Origin of the sequence: Micromonospora sp. NBC_00330 (genome assembly GCF_036136635.1) — a bacterium.
Lineage (GTDB): Bacteria > Actinomycetota > Actinomycetes > Mycobacteriales > Micromonosporaceae > Micromonospora > Micromonospora salmantinae.
On sequence record NZ_CP108012.1, the window covers coordinates 5,877,700 to 5,897,053 of the forward strand.

General features: G+C 71.2%; 18 protein-coding genes. 6 read left to right on the forward strand and 12 right to left on the reverse strand.

All coding sequences use genetic code 11. The features are described 5' to 3' along the window. Nucleotides 1-43: 43 nt before the first annotated feature. Nucleotides 44-1,600, reverse strand: coding sequence for a S8 family peptidase (locus OG598_RS26745; protein WP_328651587.1), 1,557 nt, complete (start codon nucleotides 1,598-1,600; stop codon nucleotides 44-46). Between the two features lie 216 nt (nucleotides 1,601-1,816). On the opposite strand from OG598_RS26745, the gene OG598_RS26750 reads away from it, so the two are divergent. Beyond that, nucleotides 1,817-2,416, forward strand: coding sequence for a hypothetical protein (locus OG598_RS26750; protein ID WP_328651588.1), 600 nt, complete (start codon nucleotides 1,817-1,819; stop codon nucleotides 2,414-2,416). Here OG598_RS26750 and OG598_RS26755 read toward each other — a convergent pair. From OG598_RS26755 to OG598_RS26765, 3 genes are all read right to left on the reverse strand, one after another. After that, nucleotides 2,384-2,782, reverse strand: coding sequence for a hypothetical protein (locus tag OG598_RS26755; RefSeq protein ID WP_238658498.1), 399 nt, complete (start codon nucleotides 2,780-2,782; stop codon nucleotides 2,384-2,386). The two genes, OG598_RS26750 and OG598_RS26755, sit on opposite strands and share 33 nt — an antisense overlap. Before the next feature lie 212 nt (nucleotides 2,783-2,994). Continuing rightward, nucleotides 2,995-3,216 (reverse strand): DUF397 domain-containing protein, encoded by a 222-nt coding sequence (locus tag OG598_RS26760; protein WP_091396369.1) that lies wholly within the window; start codon nucleotides 3,214-3,216, stop codon nucleotides 2,995-2,997. Then, the gene (locus OG598_RS26765) at nucleotides 3,186-4,067 is read right to left on the reverse strand and encodes a helix-turn-helix domain-containing protein (protein ID WP_091396372.1); all 882 of its coding nucleotides are present in this window, start codon (nucleotides 4,065-4,067) and stop codon (nucleotides 3,186-3,188) included. The genes OG598_RS26760 and OG598_RS26765 overlap by 31 nt, the downstream gene beginning before the upstream one ends. 626 nt (nucleotides 4,068-4,693) lie before the next feature. Between OG598_RS26765 and OG598_RS26770 the strand changes: the two genes are divergently transcribed. Together OG598_RS26770 and OG598_RS26775 are read left to right on the forward strand one after the other, a co-directional pair. Beyond that, on the forward strand, nucleotides 4,694-4,978 hold the full coding sequence (locus OG598_RS26770) for a hypothetical protein (RefSeq protein WP_091396374.1): 285 nt from the start codon (nucleotides 4,694-4,696) through the stop codon (nucleotides 4,976-4,978). Nucleotides 4,979-5,076: 98 nt separating this feature from the next. Then, entirely contained in the window at nucleotides 5,077-5,538 is a 462-nt protein-coding gene (locus OG598_RS26775) for a hypothetical protein (protein WP_328651589.1), read from the forward strand. A gap of 7 nt (nucleotides 5,539-5,545) precedes the next feature. Here OG598_RS26775 and OG598_RS26780 read toward each other — a convergent pair whose 3' ends face one another. Together OG598_RS26780 and OG598_RS26785 are read right to left on the reverse strand one after the other, a co-directional pair. Then, a complete protein-coding gene (locus OG598_RS26780; RefSeq protein ID WP_328651590.1) occupies nucleotides 5,546-6,364 on the reverse strand; it encodes a PASTA domain-containing protein in 819 nt (272 codons plus the stop codon). A gap of 160 nt (nucleotides 6,365-6,524) precedes the next feature. Continuing rightward, nucleotides 6,525-7,205, reverse strand: coding sequence for a PASTA domain-containing protein (locus OG598_RS26785; RefSeq protein ID WP_328651591.1), 681 nt, complete (start codon nucleotides 7,203-7,205; stop codon nucleotides 6,525-6,527). A 123-nt stretch (nucleotides 7,206-7,328) separates the two neighbouring features. On the opposite strand from OG598_RS26785, the gene OG598_RS26790 reads away from it, so the two are divergent. After that, nucleotides 7,329-8,738 (forward strand): hypothetical protein, encoded by a 1,410-nt coding sequence (locus OG598_RS26790; protein ID WP_328651592.1) that lies wholly within the window; start codon nucleotides 7,329-7,331, stop codon nucleotides 8,736-8,738. Between the two features lie 103 nt (nucleotides 8,739-8,841). Here OG598_RS26790 and OG598_RS26795 read toward each other — a convergent pair whose 3' ends face one another. Both OG598_RS26795 and OG598_RS26800 read right to left on the reverse strand, forming a co-directional pair. Next, nucleotides 8,842-10,320, reverse strand: a complete 1,479-nt coding sequence (locus tag OG598_RS26795) for a glutamate--cysteine ligase (RefSeq protein WP_328651593.1) — start codon at nucleotides 10,318-10,320, stop codon at nucleotides 8,842-8,844. Between the two features lie 312 nt (nucleotides 10,321-10,632). Beyond that, nucleotides 10,633-11,214 (reverse strand): YceI family protein, encoded by a 582-nt coding sequence (locus OG598_RS26800; protein WP_328651594.1) that lies wholly within the window; start codon nucleotides 11,212-11,214, stop codon nucleotides 10,633-10,635. Nucleotides 11,215-11,313: 99 nt separating this feature from the next. Between OG598_RS26800 and OG598_RS26805 the strand changes: the two genes are divergently transcribed. Next, entirely contained in the window at nucleotides 11,314-11,832 is a 519-nt protein-coding gene (locus tag OG598_RS26805) for a MarR family winged helix-turn-helix transcriptional regulator (protein WP_328651595.1), read from the forward strand. Between the two features lie 228 nt (nucleotides 11,833-12,060). Here the strand turns inward: OG598_RS26805 and OG598_RS26810 are convergent, their stop codons facing one another. From OG598_RS26810 to OG598_RS26820, 3 genes are all read right to left on the reverse strand, one after another. Next, a complete protein-coding gene (locus tag OG598_RS26810; protein ID WP_328651596.1) occupies nucleotides 12,061-14,715 on the reverse strand; it encodes an ATP-binding protein in 2,655 nt (884 codons plus the stop codon). Nucleotides 14,716-14,848: 133 nt separating this feature from the next. Next, nucleotides 14,849-15,997, reverse strand: a complete 1,149-nt coding sequence (locus OG598_RS26815; RefSeq protein WP_328651597.1) for an acyl-CoA dehydrogenase family protein — start codon at nucleotides 15,995-15,997, stop codon at nucleotides 14,849-14,851. 78 nt (nucleotides 15,998-16,075) lie between these two features. Beyond that, the gene (locus tag OG598_RS26820; protein ID WP_328651598.1) at nucleotides 16,076-17,608 is read right to left on the reverse strand and encodes an acyl-CoA carboxylase subunit beta; all 1,533 of its coding nucleotides are present in this window, start codon (nucleotides 17,606-17,608) and stop codon (nucleotides 16,076-16,078) included. Between the two features lie 168 nt (nucleotides 17,609-17,776). On the opposite strand from OG598_RS26820, the gene OG598_RS26825 reads away from it, so the two are divergent. Then, nucleotides 17,777-18,337: a snapalysin family zinc-dependent metalloprotease gene (locus tag OG598_RS26825; RefSeq protein ID WP_328651599.1), complete on the forward strand. Its 561-nt coding sequence runs from the start codon at nucleotides 17,777-17,779 to the stop codon at nucleotides 18,335-18,337. A gap of 54 nt (nucleotides 18,338-18,391) precedes the next feature. On the opposite strand, the gene OG598_RS26830 is transcribed toward OG598_RS26825, so the two are convergent. Further along, the gene (locus OG598_RS26830; protein ID WP_328651600.1) at nucleotides 18,392-19,312 is read right to left on the reverse strand and encodes a hydroxymethylglutaryl-CoA lyase; all 921 of its coding nucleotides are present in this window, start codon (nucleotides 19,310-19,312) and stop codon (nucleotides 18,392-18,394) included. Nucleotides 19,313-19,354: the final 42 nt, after the last annotated feature.

Sequence of the window (19,354 nt, forward strand, 5' to 3'; positions counted from 1 at the left end):
CCACCCGGCACGCCGGGTGGGGCCTTGCGTCGTCAGGGACCGGTCAGACGGTCAGGGTCCAGGTGTTGATGTAGCCGGTGTCGGCCGAGTAGGTGTCCCGCACCTGGAGTCGCCAGATGCCGTCGGCGGCCTCACCGGACACGTTGACCGTGTACGTGGCGTTCACGTTGTCGGCGCTGTCCGAGGTGCTGCTGTTCTTCAACCGGTACGAGCTGCCGTCCGGGGCGAGCAGGTCGATGACCAGGTCACCGCGGTAGGTGTGCACGATGTTCACCGCCACGGTGGAGGTCGAGGAGGCGTTGCGACCGCAGCCGGAGATGGTGATCGAGCTGGTCACCGCCGAGCCGGCGTCCGGGATCGACACGTCGGTGCCGTTGGTGCCGGTGCAGCCGGTGGGCGGCGGCGGGGTGGTGCCGGTGCCCACGTAGAGCAGCAGGTTCGGCGAGCCCGAGCCGGGGTTGCTCACCACGTTGGGCGTGGCGTTGGCCACCAGTTGGTTGCGGACCTGAGCCGGGGTCCAGCTCGGGTTGGCGCTGGCCACCAGAGCCGCCGCTCCGACCACGTGCGGGGTGGCCATCGAGGTGCCGCTGATCGTGTTGGTGGCGGTGTTGCTGTTGTACCAGGCCGAGGTGATCGACGAGCCGGGCGCGAAGATGTCCAGGCAGGTGCCGACGTTGGAGAACGACGACCGGGCGTCCGAGCTGGTCGTCGAGCCCACCGTAATGGCTTCCGTGGTACGCGCCGGCGAGGTGTTGCAGGCGTTCGCGCCGTTGTCGTTGCCGGCCGCCAGGCCGTACGTGACACCCGAGGCGATCGAGTTGCGGACGGCGTTGTCCAGTGAGCTGTTCGCGCCGCCGCCGAGACTCATGTTCGCCACCGCCGGCTTGATCGCGTTCGCGGTGACCCAGTCGACGCCGCCGATCACACCGGCGTTGGTGCCACTGCCCGAGCAGTTCAGCACCCGTACGCCGACGAGCTGGACGCCCTTGGCCACCCCGTACGCGGACCCGCCGACAGTGCCGGCCACGTGCGTGCCGTGCCCGTTGCAGTCGTCGGCCGACCCGCCGTCCACAGCGTCGTAGCCGGAGGTGGCCCGGCCGCCGAAGTCGTTGTGGGAGAACCGGATGCCGGTGTCGATGATGTAGGCGTGCACGTTGCTCGCCGTGTTCGGGTAGGTGTAGGAGCTGTCCAACGGCAGGTTGCGCTGGTCGATCCGGTCGAGGCCCCAGGAGGGCGGGTTGGCCTGCGTGCCGGAGATCGAGACGGTGTGGTTCTGCTCGACGTACGCCACCGCCGGGTCGGCCGCGATCCGCGCCGCCGCGCTCGCGTTGACCTTGGCCTCGAAGCCGCGCAGCGCCGCGCCGTAGGTGCGGGCCACGGTGCCGCCGTGGCGGCCGGAGAGCCGCTTCGCGGTGTCGCCGACCCGGTCCCGGGCCACGGCGCTGTCCTTGAGTACGACGATGTAGCTGTCCGGCACGGCGGTGGCTCCGCCGGCGGCGCGAACCACACCCACGGGTTCGGCGGCCAGGGCTGGGGTACCGACGGCCAGCACGGTCGCCGCGGCCACCCCGATCAGTACGGACCTTCGTGGAAGACCCATTTCCTACCTCCCTCTGACCGGCAGTGGAACGTGACCACCGGTCCCAACATCAATCGACACTTGCCGATCTAGCTGAGGGTAGGTCAGTCGTCGGGCAGTTGAACATGTCGAAACGGCCATACCTTCGAGTGATGACCCCCTACGGGCCCGGCGTCCGGGGCGAACGGGGGACACGCCCGGATTCGCCTCGCCGGGATTCGGGAAAGACTCTCGAACATGGAGAGTCAGCTCACCATCCTGCTCCCGGTCGCCGCCGTCTGGCTGGCCGCCGGCGTCGTTGCCGACGGCCTTCCCCGGCTGCGCAACACCCGCATGCTGCGCCGACGTACCGGATGGTTGCTGGTGCTGGCCCTCACCGGCGTGGCGCTCACCGCGGCCGTCCTCGGCGGCGGGCTGCTCAGCGCCGGCACCGCACCGGTCGACCGGGCCGCCGCCGGGCTCACAGTGGCTGCCGGCCCGGCGCTCGTGGCGACGGCCTGCTCGGTACGACGGATCCGCCGGCTGTGGGCAGGTGCGGGCGCGTTCGCCAGCGCCCCCGCCACGCCCGCGCCGCACGGGCTGCGCGCCGCCGCGGCCCACCCGCTCGTCGGGCTGCCACTACAGGTCACCGCCCTGGCCACGGTGCCGGCGTTGATCGCCGCCACCGGCTCCGACCTCGGAGCCGACCCCGGCGTCACCGGGCCGGCGATCACCGTGGGCGCGCTCGCGGTGATCGCCATCGGGGTCCGGCACGCGCTACGCCACAACCGCTTCGCGGAGCGGGCCCAGCCCGCCGTCGCAGGGTCAACGCGGGCGGCTGGCGCTCTGCACGTATAGCAGTTCCAGGATCGACCTGGTGGCCTCGAACCAGCGGTCCAGCCAGTCCTGCGAGGGCACCGTGCCCTTCGGCGGCAACTCCATCAGCAGACCACGCAGCAACGGGTGGTCCGCCAGGGACTCGGGCGGCTCCATCGGCCAGCCCGCCGGCGGGAACGACGGCTCGATCAGCGGGTTCGGGTCCAGTGAGGGCAGCGAGAGCGGAGGATCCGTCGTCTCGGAAGCACCCTCCCGCCCGCTCAACTCCTGGTCGGTCGAGACCACCTCGGTCAGAACCGTGTCCCGACGAGCGCCGCGGTACTTGCCACCGAACCGCTCCGGCTTTGCCGGACCGGTGGTGAGGTTGTCTGAACCGATCGTCGTCATCCGTCTCGCCTACTCGCTCGGTTACGGGTCGGTGCGGCGGGTCGTCGACCAGCGCCGTACCGACCGGTTCAACGAGACGGGGACGCTCTGGCGACGGGAATCCCGACGGAACCTCGCCGACCCCTCCGCGACGCGACGGTCAGCCGCGCCCACCGCGGACACGGCAGAGTCCCCGTCCGGCGAACCGGACGGGGACTCCGTTGACCAGTCGGTCAGACCGCGCCGAACACACCACCCCGGGTGCCGGCAACGAAGGAGTGCCAGTCACCCGGAGCGAAGACCAGGGCGGGGCCCGCCTTGTCCTTCGAGTCCCGCACTCCGACCGCCCCCGTCACGTACGCCACCTCCACGCAGTTGTCACAGTTCGGCCCGCTCTTCGAGCTCTTGAACCATGCTGCCTGCGTCAGGTCCACGGGGAACCCTTTGGTCGCCATTTCCACAACGGCTCCTCTGCCAGTTTTGCGATGTGTGCGACGGACTCCTCCGGACGTATGGCCGCAGCGCGGATGTGATCGAAGATGAAGCTGTACTTCTGTAGTTCGTCGCTCTTCTCGAGGAAAAGCCCACCCGTGGCGTTCTCCGCGTACACAACATCCGGATCACCGGGCTCAGGGAAGCTGAGGATCGTGAACGTGCCGTCCATGCCGGCATGCGCACCCACCTCGAACGGCAGGATCTGCAGCGTCACGTTCGGCAACTCGGCCACCTCGACCAACCGCTTGAGTTGACCGCGCATCACCTCGTCCCCGCCCACCGGCCGACTTACCACCGCCTCATCGAGCACCACCCACAGATCGACCGGATCGTCCTGGGTCAATAACGACTGACGGCCCAAACGGACACGCACTCTTTGATGCACCTGATCGGCGGTGAAGTCCGGCCGAGCCGCACGGATCATGGCCCCGGCGTACTCCTCGGTCTCCAGAAGACCCGGAACGACCTGCTGTTCGTACGCCCGGATCGAACTGGCCGCCGCCTCCAGCCCGACGTACGCGCCGACGAGCACGGTGCTGTAGGGGTGCCACCAGCCCTTCTGGCGGGCCTCCCTGGCGATCTGCACGAGCTCGTCGCTCTCGGCACCGACCACGCCGTAGATCCGCAGCATGTCCCGCACGTCGCGCGGTGTGGCAGTGGTGTGCCCGGTCTCGATCCGGGAGACCTTCGACGCCGAGCATTCCAACTGTTCGGCGACCACCTCGATGGTGATTCCGGCGGACTCCCGCTGGCGGCGCAGCTCGGCTCCGAGCCGCCGCCGTCTGATGGTGGGACTGCGCCGCTCACTCATGGCGCAACCCGTGAGCCACTGGTCCCCGCCGCTGGCTGCTCGACCCCACTCGGGCTACCTCCGGTAACGCGCCACTGGGTGACACCCGCCGGGGGCGCGACCGTCGACCGGCGAGCGTTCGCGACGAAGGGGATGGTGCCGGTCCTCGGCCGGCCGCGACGGGCGAAACCGGCCCTCAGTCTGCCGCCCGGACGCGGATGGCTTCAATAGGCCTTTCGCGCGACACGCTCACGTATCGGCAAAAGTCGACGTGCAACTTGCATGAAGCACGTCCCTGATGCACTCTGTCCGTATGGCACGGATCACTCAGCGTCTCCGTTCGGTCCCTCGGAGTGGTGACCCCACCGCTCCGGGGAAGCCGGGCACGGCGCGGGCCCGGCCGACGACAACGCGACCTGCTCCGGGGTAAGGACCCCGCCGCTGCAAGCCGGCAAGCTGCGGCGGCGGGCGCGGTTCCCGGAAGCAACCGGGTGGTGGTCGGGTGGCGGCACGTCACCAGCGGGGTACGGCCCGACCACTGCCATCCGCACCACCGGTTCACGAGGCACGACCCCGTCACCGGCCGAGACGTCCCCCGTTCAGGCACCGCCGGCGCAGCCGCCGGCCGATCCTCCCCAGGAGCCCATGTGCTTCCCCGCACCGGTGACGTACTGCACGTGACACGCGCGGCGAGTGTCCAGTTCCTCAGGCCGATCAAGTTCCGGGTGATCCGGGTGCTCGACTGGCCGACCTACGACGGCTGGCTCTGGCTCGACGGCTACGAGTTGAACGCCGCGGGCGACGCGGTCACCCGACGGTCGATCTTCGTCCAGCGGGAAGGGTTGCAGCAACTGCAGGCCGCCCCCGAACCCCGCCCGCACACGGTGCGGGCCCGCCGTCCGGTCGCGCGTACCCCGCTCCGGGTGGGCTGACCGACCCGAACCGCCGCCGGTGGGCGTGCCGTCGCCATAGAATCGGTACGCCCACCCCGGCACCGTTCCACCCGCTCGTCCAGGACCCTGACCCTGGGATGGTCATGGTCAATCAGCCCGCCCTGCGGCGGCACCACCGCTCCCGTATCGCCTACGCCTTCGGACTCCTCGCCCTCCTCGGGGCGATGGCGACACTCCTGGTCCTCGTCCGCGACCCGGCGATGTCGTCCACCCGGCTGACCGCACCGGTGCCCGCACCGGAGATCACCGTGCTCGACTCCGACCCGCCGACGGGCGACGGTCGGTCGGTCTACGACGAACCCGGCTGGATCGACACCGGGTCCCCGGCCGACCAGGCTGGTGGCGCCGACCCGACCGGGCCGGTGTCCGGCCTTGGTGCCGGAGGCCAGTCCGACGGCCGTCAGGCACTCACCGAAGCAGCTCCGGCCGGGCACAGCGCCACGGACATGCGCCGCTCCCTCTTCTGGTCCGGCATCTTCGGCCTCGCCATCTCGCTGGCCGGCATCGGCCTCGTCGGCACCCGCCGTCGGATGTGGTGACCAGCGGTCACGGCGTGTTCGTCACAGTGGGGCTCGGCGTGGTCGGGCTCGCCCCGGTCGGCGGCTCGGCCTGCGAGATGATCAACAACACCTCGTCGTCGGTCGACACCGACGTGCCCGCCTCCGGCTCGGTGCCCACCACCGTCCCCGGTGGCAGTTCCGACGGGCGGTACACCACCCGGTAGGCCAGGCCGAGCCGAGCCAACAGCCCCTCGGCGGTGGCCTGCGGCAGGCCGGCGAGCGGTGGCACCGGCACCTCGTCCGGCGCGTCAGTGGTCGGCGAACTGCTCGGCGACTCACTGGTGGGCGCCGCCGACGTGGGGGCTGCGCTGGTCGGCGGGGTGCTGGGGGCACTGGTCGGCGGCGGAGACGGGGTGGTGGGCCCCCGATCGTTGCGGTCGTCCTCCTGCTGGGCACGCACCAACCAGAGCGCGCCCCCGATCAGGGCGGCGAGCAACAGCGCCAGTACGCCCCAGAGGATCGGCAACCACCACCGCCGACCACCCTGCTCCTCGACGTACCACTCACCGCCGGCGTCATCCGGTCGGGGCGAGCGCACCTCGGCCCGACCGGACCAGGCCGGCGGTATCGGCGCCGTCTGGTCGGCCGGCGGACCCGGCCGCGTGCCGGCGGACCGGTCGATCGGCATGGTCTGATCGGGCGACGGGTCGGGACGAGCCGAGACGGTCCGGTCGATCGGTGCCGTCTCGTCCGGCCCGTCGGCGGCGGGCCCGGTCGGGGCCGGCCGATCAGCGGCGGAGGGCAGGGGCCGGGTCCGGTCGTCGTCGTGCTCGCCGGCGGGAGGCTCCTGGCGGTCGTCGCTCATCGCACGTCCTTTCCCGAACCCGGACGGGCGTCATGGCCCTCGACCGCCAACCTAGTCGCCCACACCGCCATCGGTGGGGATCAGCGTGCCGAGCCGCGCCGGCTGTCGGCGGGACAGGACCCGGCTACGGGCCGGGAGGCTCGAACCCGCGGGCCTGGAATCACTGCGTAGGTTTCGCGGTCGGCTGGCCGTCGGAGCCACACCAGATGCTGACCTGGTCGTTCCACCGGGCCGGGCCGTCCTCGGCGGGCTCCTGCCGGCTGACCTTCCCAGTGCGTCCGCTGACGTAGCGCGGGTAGAGGCCCTCGTCGACCAACTCGTCGGCGGCGTCGGCGCAACTCTTGCCGACCACGTCCGGCACCTCGGCGGCCGGCGCCGGCCCGGCGACCTGTAGCTGCACAGTCGTCCCCCGGGCGACCTCGGTGCCCACGTCCGGCGTGGTGCTCTGAACCGTGCGCCCGACGCCGCCACCGAAGACCAGCCGCCAACCCAGCCGCTGCTTGCGCAGCGTGTCCCGGGCCTGCTCGAAGTCGGTGCCGATCACCGGCGGCACGGTCAGGCCGGCGCCCTTGGTCGAGGTGGCGGAGGTCTGGACCGCCGACGGTGTCGGCCGCCCGGTGCTCGGTCGGGGTGCGGTGGCCCGGGTGGTCGAGGCGCCAGCCGTGGTCGCAACGGCCAGCGGATCACCAGAGGGCGCGTCGTCCTCGCCGGCCAGCAACCAGCCACCGGTCGCACCCACGGCGGCGAGCAGCACCGCCGCCAACCCACCACCGAGCACGACGCTGGCCCGGCCCGCACCGCCACCGGCGGCATTCTGCTGGCCCGTGTTCGTGTCCGTCATAACGCCCACCGCCTCATCACCGGCGACCGTACCGCCCGCCGCCCAATCCGCCCGCACCGGCGGTCCACACCGGCGGGTCTTTGCGACTCGCCGCGCCGACGACGGGACGTTACGCTGCCCGGCATGGCCAGACAGGGCTGGGGAGTGTCGATCGCAACGGCGATCGGGGTCGCTGCCGGCGCGGGTGCCGCGCAACTGGGCTTCGGCTACGGGCTCGGCGTCATCACCTGGACGCCCACCGATGCCGGTGCGACCGATACAGCCTGGGCGGACGGCCTCGCCTGGGCCACCTGGCTCGCCGCCAGCTCGACGGTCCTCGGGGCGGTCTGCGCGCAGCGGCTGCACCAACGGAACGCCCCGGCGAAGACCGTGATCTCGCCGCACGACGGTTTTGCCCGCCGCGAGGGCCCGCAGCTCGACGACCGGAGGCCGGAGCACGAGAGCCCGGTTGACGGGCCTTCACCGGCCGTCGACACCACCAGCCCGGTGGTGGCGGGCACGCCTCCACCGGTGGCCGAGCCGCCGCTCCACGACCGAGGTGGCCTGCTGCGTCGGGTGGCCCTGGCGCTTGGCGCCGGGCTGGGCGGGCTGGTCACTGTGCTGTTGATCGCGGTACCCGCGCGGGTCGCGACCGGCGCGGACACCGGCGCTCCGCAACGGACGGCCGCCGTACAGGCGACGCTGGGCATCCTGATCGGCGTCCTCGTCGCGATCTGGGCGCTTCGCTCCCGAGCCGCAGCGGTAAACGTGACAGCGACGGCCGCCTGGCTCTGGCTGCTCGCGGTGATCTCCGTGATCGACGGGGTACGCGTCGGACGAGGGCTGACCGGCGCGCAACTCGGTACCTGGCAGTTCGACCCGGACCACGCCCGGTACTGGATCGGGGGCCAGCTCTACTGGCCCGGTGCGCTGCTGGCGCTGGTGCCCGCGCTGCTGATCGGCGTACTGGCCGCCCGGCGGTCCGCCCGCTCGGGCGGGCACCGCGTGGGTGCGGCGGCCTCCGGCGCGGCGGGTCCGATGCTCGTCGCGCTCGCCTACCTGACCACACTGCCGCACTGGTCGACGCTGGGGCCCGCGCAGCTGTCCACCCAGCTCATCGCCCCGTACGCGGTGATCGCCGGTATCGGCGGTTCAGTGCTGGCCGCCCGCCTCGGCGAGCGAAGCGAACGGAACCGCCCGGCCGAACAGGGCCGCTCGGCCGAGCTGAGTGCGGTGCCACGTGACACGGTGGCCGACCCGGCCCCGGTCCCCGAGACCGAGCCACCGGTCCCCGCCTCGACGGCCACAACCTCAGCTCCGACGGCCGGAAGCGCAGCGCGGCGCAGGAGGGCCGACGCCCCACCGCAGACGCCCCGGACGGGCTCGCTGCCGGGCGACGCCACCGCCGCACCGCAGGTTCCCGCCCCGCGTACGGACCCAGACCTAGCGGATCCGGCCGGTCGTCCCACCGAAGCAACAGCGGCAGAGGACCTGACCCCCACCAGCCGGCGCACCCGAGCAGCCCGCCGCACCACCCGCCCCACCACCGACTAACCCCGATCCACCCTGTTGATCATGAAGTTGTTGCCACCTCGCTCGGCGTGTCATGGCAACAACTTCATGATCAACGCGTTTCGGGGAGGGGGTGGGGTGTGGGTCAGGTGGTTGGCCAGGTGTGGACGGGCTCGTTGGTGCGCTGGAGTTCGGCGTAGCGCTTGACCATGTGGTGCAGCGCGTCCGGCCGATCCATGCCGTGGTGCCGCTCCGCCGCCCAGACCGCCTCGGTCTGCCAGACGGCGCCGTTGCGGCCGGTACGGCAGCGCTGCTCGATGATGCCGAGCAGCCGGTCCCGCTGCGCCGGGGCGACACCGAAACCGTCCAGGCCGGTGGCGGCGGTGGGCAGCAATTGGTCCAGGACCAGCTTGGTGACCGGCACGTCGCCGAGCCCGGGCCAGTGCAGCACGGCGTCGAGGCCACGTCGGGCGGCGGCGTGGAAGTTCTCCTCGGCGGAACTGAAGGTGAGTTGACTCCAGATCGGTCGGTCGGCCTCGGCCAGACCGCGTACCAACCCGAAGTAGAAGGCCGCGTTGGCCAGCATGTCCACCACCGTCGGACCAGCCGGCAGCACCCGGTTCTCCACCCGCAGGTGGGGGCGGCCGTTCATGATGTCGTAGACCGGGCGGTTCCACCGGTAGACGGTGCCGTTGTGCAACCGCAGCTCCCCGAGCTGCGGCACACCGCCGGCGTGCAGGACCTCCACCGGGTCCTCGTCCTCGCAGATCGGCAGCAGCGGCGGGAAGTACCTGACGTTCTCCTCGAACAGGTCGAAGATCGAGGTGATCCACCGTTCGCCGAACCACACCCGCGGCCGTACGCCCTGGGCCTTCAGCTCGTCCGGGCGGGTGTCGGTGGCCTGCTGGAACAGGGCGATCCGCGTTTCGGCCCACAGTTGGCGGCCGTACAGGAAGGGGCTGTTGGCCCCGACCGCCACCTGCACCCCGGCGATGGCCTGGGACGCGTTCCAGTAGTCGGCGAAGCTGTCCGGGGCGACCTGGAGGTGGAACTGGAGGCTCGTGCAGGCGGCCTCGGGGGCGATCGAGTCGGTGTGGGTGCGCAACTGCTCGACGCCGCGGATGTCCAGCTCGATGTCCTCGCCCCGGGCGCCGACGATCTGGTCGTTGAGCACCCGGTAACGCTCGTTGGTGGAGAGGTTGTCCTCGACCAGGTGCCCCTCGGTGAGGGTGGGCAGGATGCCGACCAGGACGATCTTCGCGTCGGACCTGGCGGCACGCTCGTCGGCGCGGGAGAGGCTGCCGCGCAGGTCGTGCTCGTAGTCGGCGAAGCCGGTGCCCTCGATCAGTCGGGGCTCGGCGTTGAGTTCCAGGTTGAACTGCCCCAACTCGGTCTGGAAGAGGGGGTCCGCGATGTCGGCGAGGATCTCCTCGTTGCGCATCGCCGGCTCGGCGGCCGAGTCGACCAGGTTGAGTTCGATCTCCAGGCCGGTCATCGGCCGGTCGGCGTCGAAGCCGAAGTCGTCGAGCATCAGGGCGAAGACGTCCAGGCACCGCCGCACCTTCTGCCGATATCGGACGCGATCATCCCGGGTGAAGGCGCCCTCTGAGACGTCCCTGCCCATGTGTCCTCCCGACGGCCGGCGCGGTCGGGATCATGCCGTCCCGGAAGCGCTTTGTGAAGCATCCACGGTAAGAGCGCCCACCTGACCGGGGCCAGGGGCCGACGGCAGTGTTCCGACGTCGACCGGGGGCGGACGCGCTCGTGGCGCCTTCTGTACCCCGTGGTCGACCGGCTGGACCCGATTGCGGTGCGAACAACCCGTGACAATTACCACCAGCGGGAACGACGCAGGGCCCGCGCCGACGTACGGCGCGGGCCCTGCGTACCGGATCGCCGGGAGGATCCCCCCTGGCCCTCCGGCGATCCCCCGGGATCAGGCCTGACGGACGGCCTCGCCCTCGATCTCAATCTTGATCTTGCGGCTGACCAGCACGCCCCCGGTCTCCAGGGCGACGTTCCAGGTCAGGCCGAACTCCTCGCGGTCGATCTCGGTGCTCGCGGAGAAACCGAAGATGTCCTGGCCGAACGGGCTGCGGCCGACGCCCTCGAACTCCACCTCCAGCTCGACCGGACGGGTGACGTCCTTGATGGTCAGCTCACCGTTGAGCACGAACTCGCCGCCGCGACGGGACTTGACCCCGGTGCTGCGGAACTCGAGCGTCGGGAACTTCTCGGCGTCCAGGAACTCGGGGCTGCGCAGGTGCGCGTCCCGGTCGGCCTGGGTGGTGTCGACGCTGGCGGCCTGAATGGTGGCGACGACCGACGACTGCAGCGGGTCCTCGGCGACGGTGATGGTGGCGGTCGCCTCGTTGAACTCACCGCGAACCTTGCTCACCATCATGTGCCGGGCAACGAAGCCGACCCGCTTGTGCGCCACGTCGAGCGCGTAGGTGCCGGCCGCCGGGATGGTGAGGCCGTCCCAGTCGCGGGTAACCGCATCGATGCTGCTGGTCATGCTGCTGTCCTCCAGGAGATTGTTTAGTAGCCCAACGACTGCTTGAGCAACTATAACTGCAACAACATTCCCCGTGTCAAGCACTGATATGATGAGCGGGTGACCAACGTCTTCGACGATCCCCGGATCACCGCCGTCGGCCTGCTCTTCGAGGCACACGCCGGGCTGTCCGCCCGGTTCAACTCCCAACTCGAGGAGCACGGCCTCTCCGCGGTCGAGTTCGAGGTCATCACCCGACTGGCCCGCTCGCCGGGCAACCAACTACGCATGACCGACCTCGCCGCACAGACCTCCCTGTCGACCAGCGGAGTGACAAGGGTGGTCGACCGGATGGAACGCGACGGGGTGCTCACCCGCCGGGCCTGCCCGAACGACCGACGCAGCTCGTACGCGGTGGTCACCGCCGCCGGGATGCAACGCCTGAACGAGACGCTGCCCGGGCACCTGCAGATGATCGAGCAGTGGTTCACCGGACAGCTCGACCCCGAGGCGCTGGCGGCCCTCCTCGACGGGTTGCGGCGGGTCCGCGACGCCGCGCACCCGTGCGCCACCGCCGGCAGTGACGACGCCAGCCCGGAGCAGGTCGCCACCACCGACAACGCCACCCGACGGCACTGATCAGCACCCGCCGTCGGGCGGCGGCAGCGGCAGAAAGACCGGCAGAACTGACCCAGCCAAGCTGGAGGATTCGGTCCAAGCCGACTTTCTGCCACCGCACCGGTGGCAGGCTTCCCGCACCGGGGATCACCGGGGGGTGACGGCGCGGGCGATCAGCGAGGGGTAGCACCAAGGGGGCTCTTCGCCCGCGCCACTCTCCCGTCACGATCCGCTCGGGGAAAGCGCAGGCTACCGAGCCGGCCCACCCCGGGCGGCGATCAGCGCGTAGAGCAGGCCCGACTCCTGCGGCAACAGCCGGATGCCGCCCTCCACACAGACCCGGTCCAGTCGATCGAGCACCGACGGGTCCGCAGTGCTCGCCGCCAGCCCGACCAGCGCCTCCACCACGTCGCGGCGATCCTGCCCCGCATGGTCGGCGGCGGCCGCGAACCACTCGGCAGCCAACTCCCGGTCGCCCCGGTGCAGCGCCAGGTTCCCCTCGATCAGCGCACAGAGCCCGACCTCCGGCCCACCCCAGGCCAGCGCCGCGTCGTCCGAGCGCGGTCGCGGCACTGTCGGCCGCGCCGGCAGCGCCTCCACGCCCCCGGCGCGCAACTCGTTCAGCACCTCGGTCGCCTCCGCGGCCCGGCCGTCCTGGGCGAGCGCCAGCCCGACGGTCCCGAGCACCCGACGGCGACGCCCGGGGTCACCCAGCTCGGACAGGGCAGCGATCGCCCGCCGGCCACGATCGATGGCATCCGCGTACCAGCCCTCCAGTCGGGCGACCTCGGCTCGATTGGCCCAGCCCAGCACCCGCAGCCGCTGCTCCCCACTCTCGGCGGCGAGCCGGTCCACCGCGGCGAGCCGACGGCGGGCAGCAGCCAGATCGCCCGTGCGGATCTCGTGCCAGGCGAGGCTGTTCTGGGCCACCGCCAGGTCCCGGGTCCGCCCGTTGCGGGCGGCCAACCGCAGCAGCGCCTCGGCCTGCTCGCGAGCCTCGTCCTGCCGCCCGACGGAGATCAGCAGGGTGCCGAGCACGTTTCGCGCCTCCAACTCCCCGGTGACGTCGCCGGCCTGCCGGAAGGTGTCCAACGCCGCAAGGGCCGTGGACAACTCCTCGGCGCCCGCGCCGTGCTCCGCCGCCAGCCGGGCGACCCCGAGGGCGGCCCAGCCACGCAGGAGCGGATCGGCGTCGGCAGTCCGCGGGTCCGCCAGCAGCCGCCGCAACCACTGCCGCCCGACCACATCGCGTCCACGGAACCGCCACCAGCGGGTCAGACAGGCCGCCAGCCGCAGCGCGGTCAACGGGTCGTCGGTAGCCGCGTGGGCCAACGACGAGCTGATGTCACTGCTCATCTCGTCCAGCCGGTGCACCGCGTCGGGTACCCGTGGGCCGATCAGGTCGGTGGCGGTCCGGGCCACCAGGCGCGCGATGACCTCCGCATGTCGACGCCGGATACAGGTCAGCTCACCCGCACCGGCCGCCTGCTCGACGGCGTAGTCGCGGACCGCGTCGAGCAGCCGGAACCGGAACGACCCGGTTCCGCGTACGCTCAGCAGCCCCAACTCGACGAAGCGGTCCAACAGGGGAACCGGGTCGATGGCCACGGTGCCGTCCCGGTCGGCCTCCTCGGTGAGCATCTCCTCGGCCAACTCGACCGACCACCGGTTACCGAAGACGGCCAACTGCCGCAGCGCTGCCTGCTCGTCCGACGCCAACAGGCGGTAGCTGAACGCCACCGCGTCCCGCAGAGTGACGGCGATGGAGACCACCGCCCGGGTGTCGGGTCCGCTCGTCCCGCTGCCAAGCGCCTCCGGTGCGTCCCAGGCCGGGTGGGCGGACGCGTCGGCGGGAGTGGCCAGGTCGAGCACCCGGTCGCCGTACCGGTCGAGCAGTTCGGTGAGGTCGAGGAGACGGCCACGCGCGGCCATCAGCTCGATGGCCAGCGGCAGCCCGCCCAACCGGCGCACCAACGCGGCGAGCGCAGGCAGCTCAGCGGGGGTGGGCGGCTCCCGGCGGACCTGGGCGAGCCGGGCGGTGAACAACGCGACCGCCGGCCACGACTCGAGTCCGGATTGCTCGGCCTCCGGTGGTGGCACGTCGAGCGGCGCGACCGGCCAGACCCGCTCGCCGGGCAACCCGACCGGGTGTCGCCCGGTGACCAGCACCCGCAGCGAGGGCAGTGCGCCGAGCAACCGGTGCACTGTCGCGGCCACCGGGCCCGGGGCGCGCTCCACGGCGTCCATCACCAGCAGCGTCGGCCGCCCGGCGAGCAGCGCCACGAGTTCGGAAAGGCGCGCCACGCCGAGCACTGACATCGAGGCGGCGAGCACGTCCGGACCGTCCGCGCCCTCGCCCACCAGCACCCCGGCGACACCGGCCGGGTGGGCGGCGGCCACCAGGTGCGCCGCCGACGTCGCCAGGGCGGTCTTGCCGACGCCGGCCAACCCGACGAGGCTCACCAACCGGGGGCCTCGCTCCGCGGTCAGCATTCCAGCCAGCTCGGTGAGGTCGCGCTCCCTGCCGATCAACGCTACCGGCGGCGGGAGCGCGACCGACGGGTCGGCGGGTGCGGTCGCCGACGTGGCGCTGCCGCCGACAGCGAGCGTCGTCGAGGTGGCGTCCGGCGGGGCCGGTTCGGCACCGGCGCCGCGGGCCGCGGCCAGGAACGCCGCCCGACCGGCGCCGGTCAGCGCCAGCGCCCCGGCGAGCAGCTCGACAGTGGTGCGTTGTGGCCGGATCGACCGGCCACGCTCCAGGTCACGCACCGTACGCACACCCACCCCGGCCCGGGTCGCCAGCTCGGCCTGGGTAAGGCCGGCGGCGCGTCGATGCCCGCGGAGCAGCTCCGGCAGAGTGGCACGCCCAGCCGGGCTCCGCGACCAGTCATGATCCGGAGTCATGGGCACGAAGAGTACGGATGGAGTCCGACCGTCGGCAGTCGAACGTCGGGCTACTGACGCCCGCTCGCCGAAACCCGACAGCCGTACGGACAGTCCGTCCGGGACGACCGGCCGATCAGTTCGGCTGGACCACTCAGAGGCCCAGATCCCGAGCGATGATCATGCGCTGCACCTCACTCGTGCCCTCGCCGATCTCCAGGATCTTGGAGTCCCGCCAGAACCGGGCCACCGGGTACTCGTTTATGAAGCCGTACCCGCCGTGGATCTGGGTGGCCTCCCGGGCGTTGTCCACAGCGATCGTGCTGGCGTGCAGTTTGGCGATGGCGGCCTGCCGCTTGAACGGCTCGCCGGCCAGCATCCGTGCGGCGGCGTCGTAGTACGCCAGGCGAGCGGTGTGTGCCTTCAGCTCCATGTCGGCGATCTTGAACTGGATGGCCTGGTTGGCGCCGATCGGCTTGCCGAAGGCGTGCCGCTCCTTCGCGTACTTGATCGACTCGTCGACACAGCCTTGCGCGAGGCCGACGGCGAGCGCGGCGATGGCGATCCGGCCCTCGTCGAGGATCCGCAGGAACTGCGCGAACCCCCGGCCCCGGGCGCCCAGCAGGTTGGCGGCCGGCACCCGGCAGTCGTCGAAGGTCAGCTCGTGGGTGTCCGAGGCGGTCCAGCCCACCTTGGAGTAGCCCGGCGCGACGGCGAACCCGGGCGTGCCGGTCGGCACGATGATCGTCGACAACTCCTTGGAGCCGTCCGGGTTCGTGCCGGTCACCGCCGTGACGGTGACCATGGCCGTGATGTCGGTCCCCGAGTTGGTGATGAACGCCTTCGACCCGTTGATCACCCACTCGTCGCCGTCCAGCACCGCCCGGGTCTGGGTGCCGGCGGCGTCCGAGCCGGTGCCCGGCTCGGTGAGACCGAAGCCGGCCAGCGCCTCACCGCTGAGCAGCCGGGGCAGCCAGGTCGCCTTCTGCTCCTCGGTGCCGAAGCGGTAGATCGGCATCGCACCCAGCGAGACCGCCGCCTCCAACGTGATGGCCACGCTGGAGTCGACCCGGGCCAACTCCTCCAGGGCCAGGCAGAGCGCGAAGTAGTCGCCGCCCATGCCGCCGTGCTCCTCGGCGAAGGGCAGACCGAACAGGCCCATCTTGCCCATCTGCCGGATCACCTCGTACGGGAAGGTGTGCTGCTCGTAGTGCTCGGCGATGACCGGGGCGACCACCTCGCGGGCGAATTCCCGCACGCTCTCGCGCAGCGCCGCTTGTTCGTCGGTGAGCCGGAAGTCCATCTCATCCTCCTGTAAGGACGGTCCGCCTCGGCGCTCGTGACACCGGGGGCGGGTCGCTGTGCGGGCCTGAGTCGATGATCAGACCGGGGTGACGCCGTGCCGGCGGCGGGAGAAGTGCCGATCCTTGGTACGCGCCGCCGCGAATCGACGGACCAGCTCGGTGCGCAGGTCGTGCGGCTCGACGATGGCGTCCACCACCAGCTCGCTGGCCAGCCGGACGACGTCGATGTCCTGCTCGTACTCGGCCCGCTTGGCGGCGACGAAGGCCGCCCGCTCGTCCTCGTCCGCGATGGCGGCGATCTTGTTGGCGTAGACCGCGTTCACGGCAGCCTCGGCGCCCATCACGGCGATCTTCGCGGTCGGCAGCGCGATGGTGGCGTCCGGCTCGAACCCGGGGCCGGCCATCGCGTAGAGACCGGCGCCGTACGCCTTGCGGACCACCACGCAGATCTTCGGAACTGTCGCCTCGGAGATCGCGGTGATCATCTTGGCGCCGTGCCGGATGATGCCCTGCTTCTCCACCACGCTGCCGACCATGAAGCCGGGCACGTCGCTGAGGAACAGCAGCGGCACGTTGAACGCGTCGCAGAGCTGCACGAACCGGGTGGCCTTGTCGGCCGAGTCGACGAAGAGCACGCCGCCCTTGAACATCGAGTTGTTGCCGATCACGCCGACGACCTGACCGTCGAGGCGACCGAAGCCGATGGTCAACTCCTTGGCCCAGAGGGCCTGGATCTCGAAGAAGGAACCCTCGTCGAGCAGGCCCTTGACGTACCGTCGCATGTCGAACGCCTGCCGCTCGCTGGCCGGCACCAAGGCGGCCAGGTCGGCCTTCGCGGGCGCGGCGACCGCCGGTGCGGTCGGCGGCGCCTGCGTCCAGTTCGCCGGCAGGTACGACAGGTAGGTCTTCACGACGTCGAGCGCGTCGGCCTCGGTCTTGCAGAGGAAGTGCCCCACGCCGGATTCGGCGGTGTGCACCTTCGCCCCGCCCATCGCCTCCAGGGTGGTCTTCTCGCCGGTGACCATCTCGACCATCCGGTCGGAGCCGAGGTACATGCTGGCGTTGCCGTCGACCAGCGCGACCACGTCGCAGAACGCCGGGATGTACGCCCCACCGGCGGCGCTCGGGCCGAACAGCGCGCAGACCTGCGGGATCGAGCCCGAGGCGCGGACCTGGTTCCAGAAGATCTTGCCGGCGCCACGCCGGCCGGGGAAGAGATCGACCTGGTCGGTGATCCGGGCGCCGGCGGAGTCGACCAGGTAGACCATCGGCACGCCGGCGCCGTACGCCCGCTCGATGATCCTGATGATCTTCTCGACGGTGCGGGCGCCCCAGCTGCCGGCCTTGACCGTGGAGTCGTTGGCCATCAGGCAGACCTGCCGGCCGTCGATGGTGGCGGTGCCGGTCACCACGCCGTCCGCGGGCAGTCCTTCGGCCATCGTGTTGGCGTAGAGGCCGTCTTCGACGAACGAGCCCTCGTCGACCAGGAGCGCGACCCGTTCACGGGCGAAGAGCTTGCCCTTGGCCGCGTTGGCCGCGTGGTACTTGTCCGCGCCGCCGGACCGGGCCCGCTTGCGCAGCTGCTCCAGTGCCTCACCGTCGAGCGTCACGCCGACTCCTCCGCCATACTGACCTGAACGATCGTTAGGCTAGCGCATCGGCACGGTTGTCGGCGACCTACGAGCGAACCAGACAGCGAAGCCGAGAGCAAGACATTGAAAAACGTGAATACATATCGCTAGGCTCCTGGCACCCCTCCTTCCAGATCGGAGTCAGCGATGACCTCACGACTCAATCGGCTCGCCGTCGCGTTGCTCGCGACGACACTCGCCACCCTCGGCATCACGGTCGCCAACCCGTCGCCCGCGTCCGCCGCCATGACCATCTGCTACAACACCAGCCAGGCGGGAAGCTACGCCAGCGTCGCCAACCAGGCCGCCTCGATCTGGAACAACGCCACCAGCAACCTGACGCTCTCCGCCAACTGCGGCTCCAACCTGCGCATCTACCAGATCACCGGCGGCGGCTCGTACGCCCAGCGGACCAGCCTCGGCAACGGCCGGGTCTACATCGACACCCAGCAGGCCGCCCAGTACAGCGTGCTGCGGATCATGACCCACGAGATCGGGCACATCCTCGGTCTGCCGGACAACTACAACGGAAACTGCGCGCTGCTGATGTCCGGCGGCAGCGCCGGCACCAGCTGCACCAACCCCTACCCGAGTTCCGCCGAGGCGAGCCGGGTGAGCAACCTCTTCGCCGGCACGTTCAGCGCCAGCGACCGCAGCGCGGACATCTTCCGCGACAGTTGGCCGAGCGCGCTCACCTCGGTGAGCTGATCGACCTGGCACGTGGAAGGGGCCGGCGCGCGCGCCGGCCCCTTCGTCGCGTCCTCAGCTCGGCAGCGGCGTCAGCCGGGTACGCGGGCCGGCCCGCAGCACACCGGACGGCAACTTCTTGCCGAGCAACTCCTCGGCCAGCTCCGCCGCCTCGATCAGGGCCGGCAGGTCGATGCCGGTGTCGATGCCCATGTCGTGCAGCATGTGCACGGCCTCCTCGGTGGCCAGGTTGCCGCTCGCTCCCGGCGCGTACGGGCAGCCACCGAGGCCACCGACGCTGGCGTCGAACTCGGTCACCCCCAGCTCCAACGCGGTCAGCAGGTTGGCCAGCGCCGTACCCCGGGTGTTGTGGAAGTGCAGCAGGACCGGCACGTGGGCGTTGCGGTCGCGTACCGCGGTCAGCAGCTCGCGGACCCGACGCGGGGTGCCCATGCCGGTGGTGTCGCCGAACGCGACCCGGTCCGCGCCGTCGCGGACGACCCGGTCCACGATCCCGGCCACCCGCTGCGGGTCGGTGTCCCCCTCGTACGGGCAGCCGAAGCTGGTCGCCACGATCACCTCGACCCGCGCCGACGCACCGTGCAGCAGGTCGATCAGCTCGGCGATGTCGTCCAGCGACTCGTCGGTGGACCGGTTGACGTTGCGCCGGTTGTGGGTGTCGCTGGCCGAGACCACCACCTCGATCTCGGTGAATCCGGCGGCGAGGGCACGCTGGGCGCCCCGGGTGTTCGGCACCAGCGCGGAGTACCGCACCCCGTCGGCCTTCACCGCCCGCTGCCACACCTCGTCGGCGTCGGCCATCTGCGGGATCGCCTTGGGGTGCACGAACGACACCGCCTCGATTCGGCGTACGCCGGTGCCGGAGAGGGCGTCCAGCAGCCGCACCTTGGCGTCGGTCGGGATCGGGTCCTCGTTCTGCAACCCGTCCCGCGGCCCAACCTCGCGGATGGAGACGGAATCTGGCAGGTCCGCCATAAGGGGTCACCTCACTGTGACGAAAGCAGTGCTTAGGGGGTC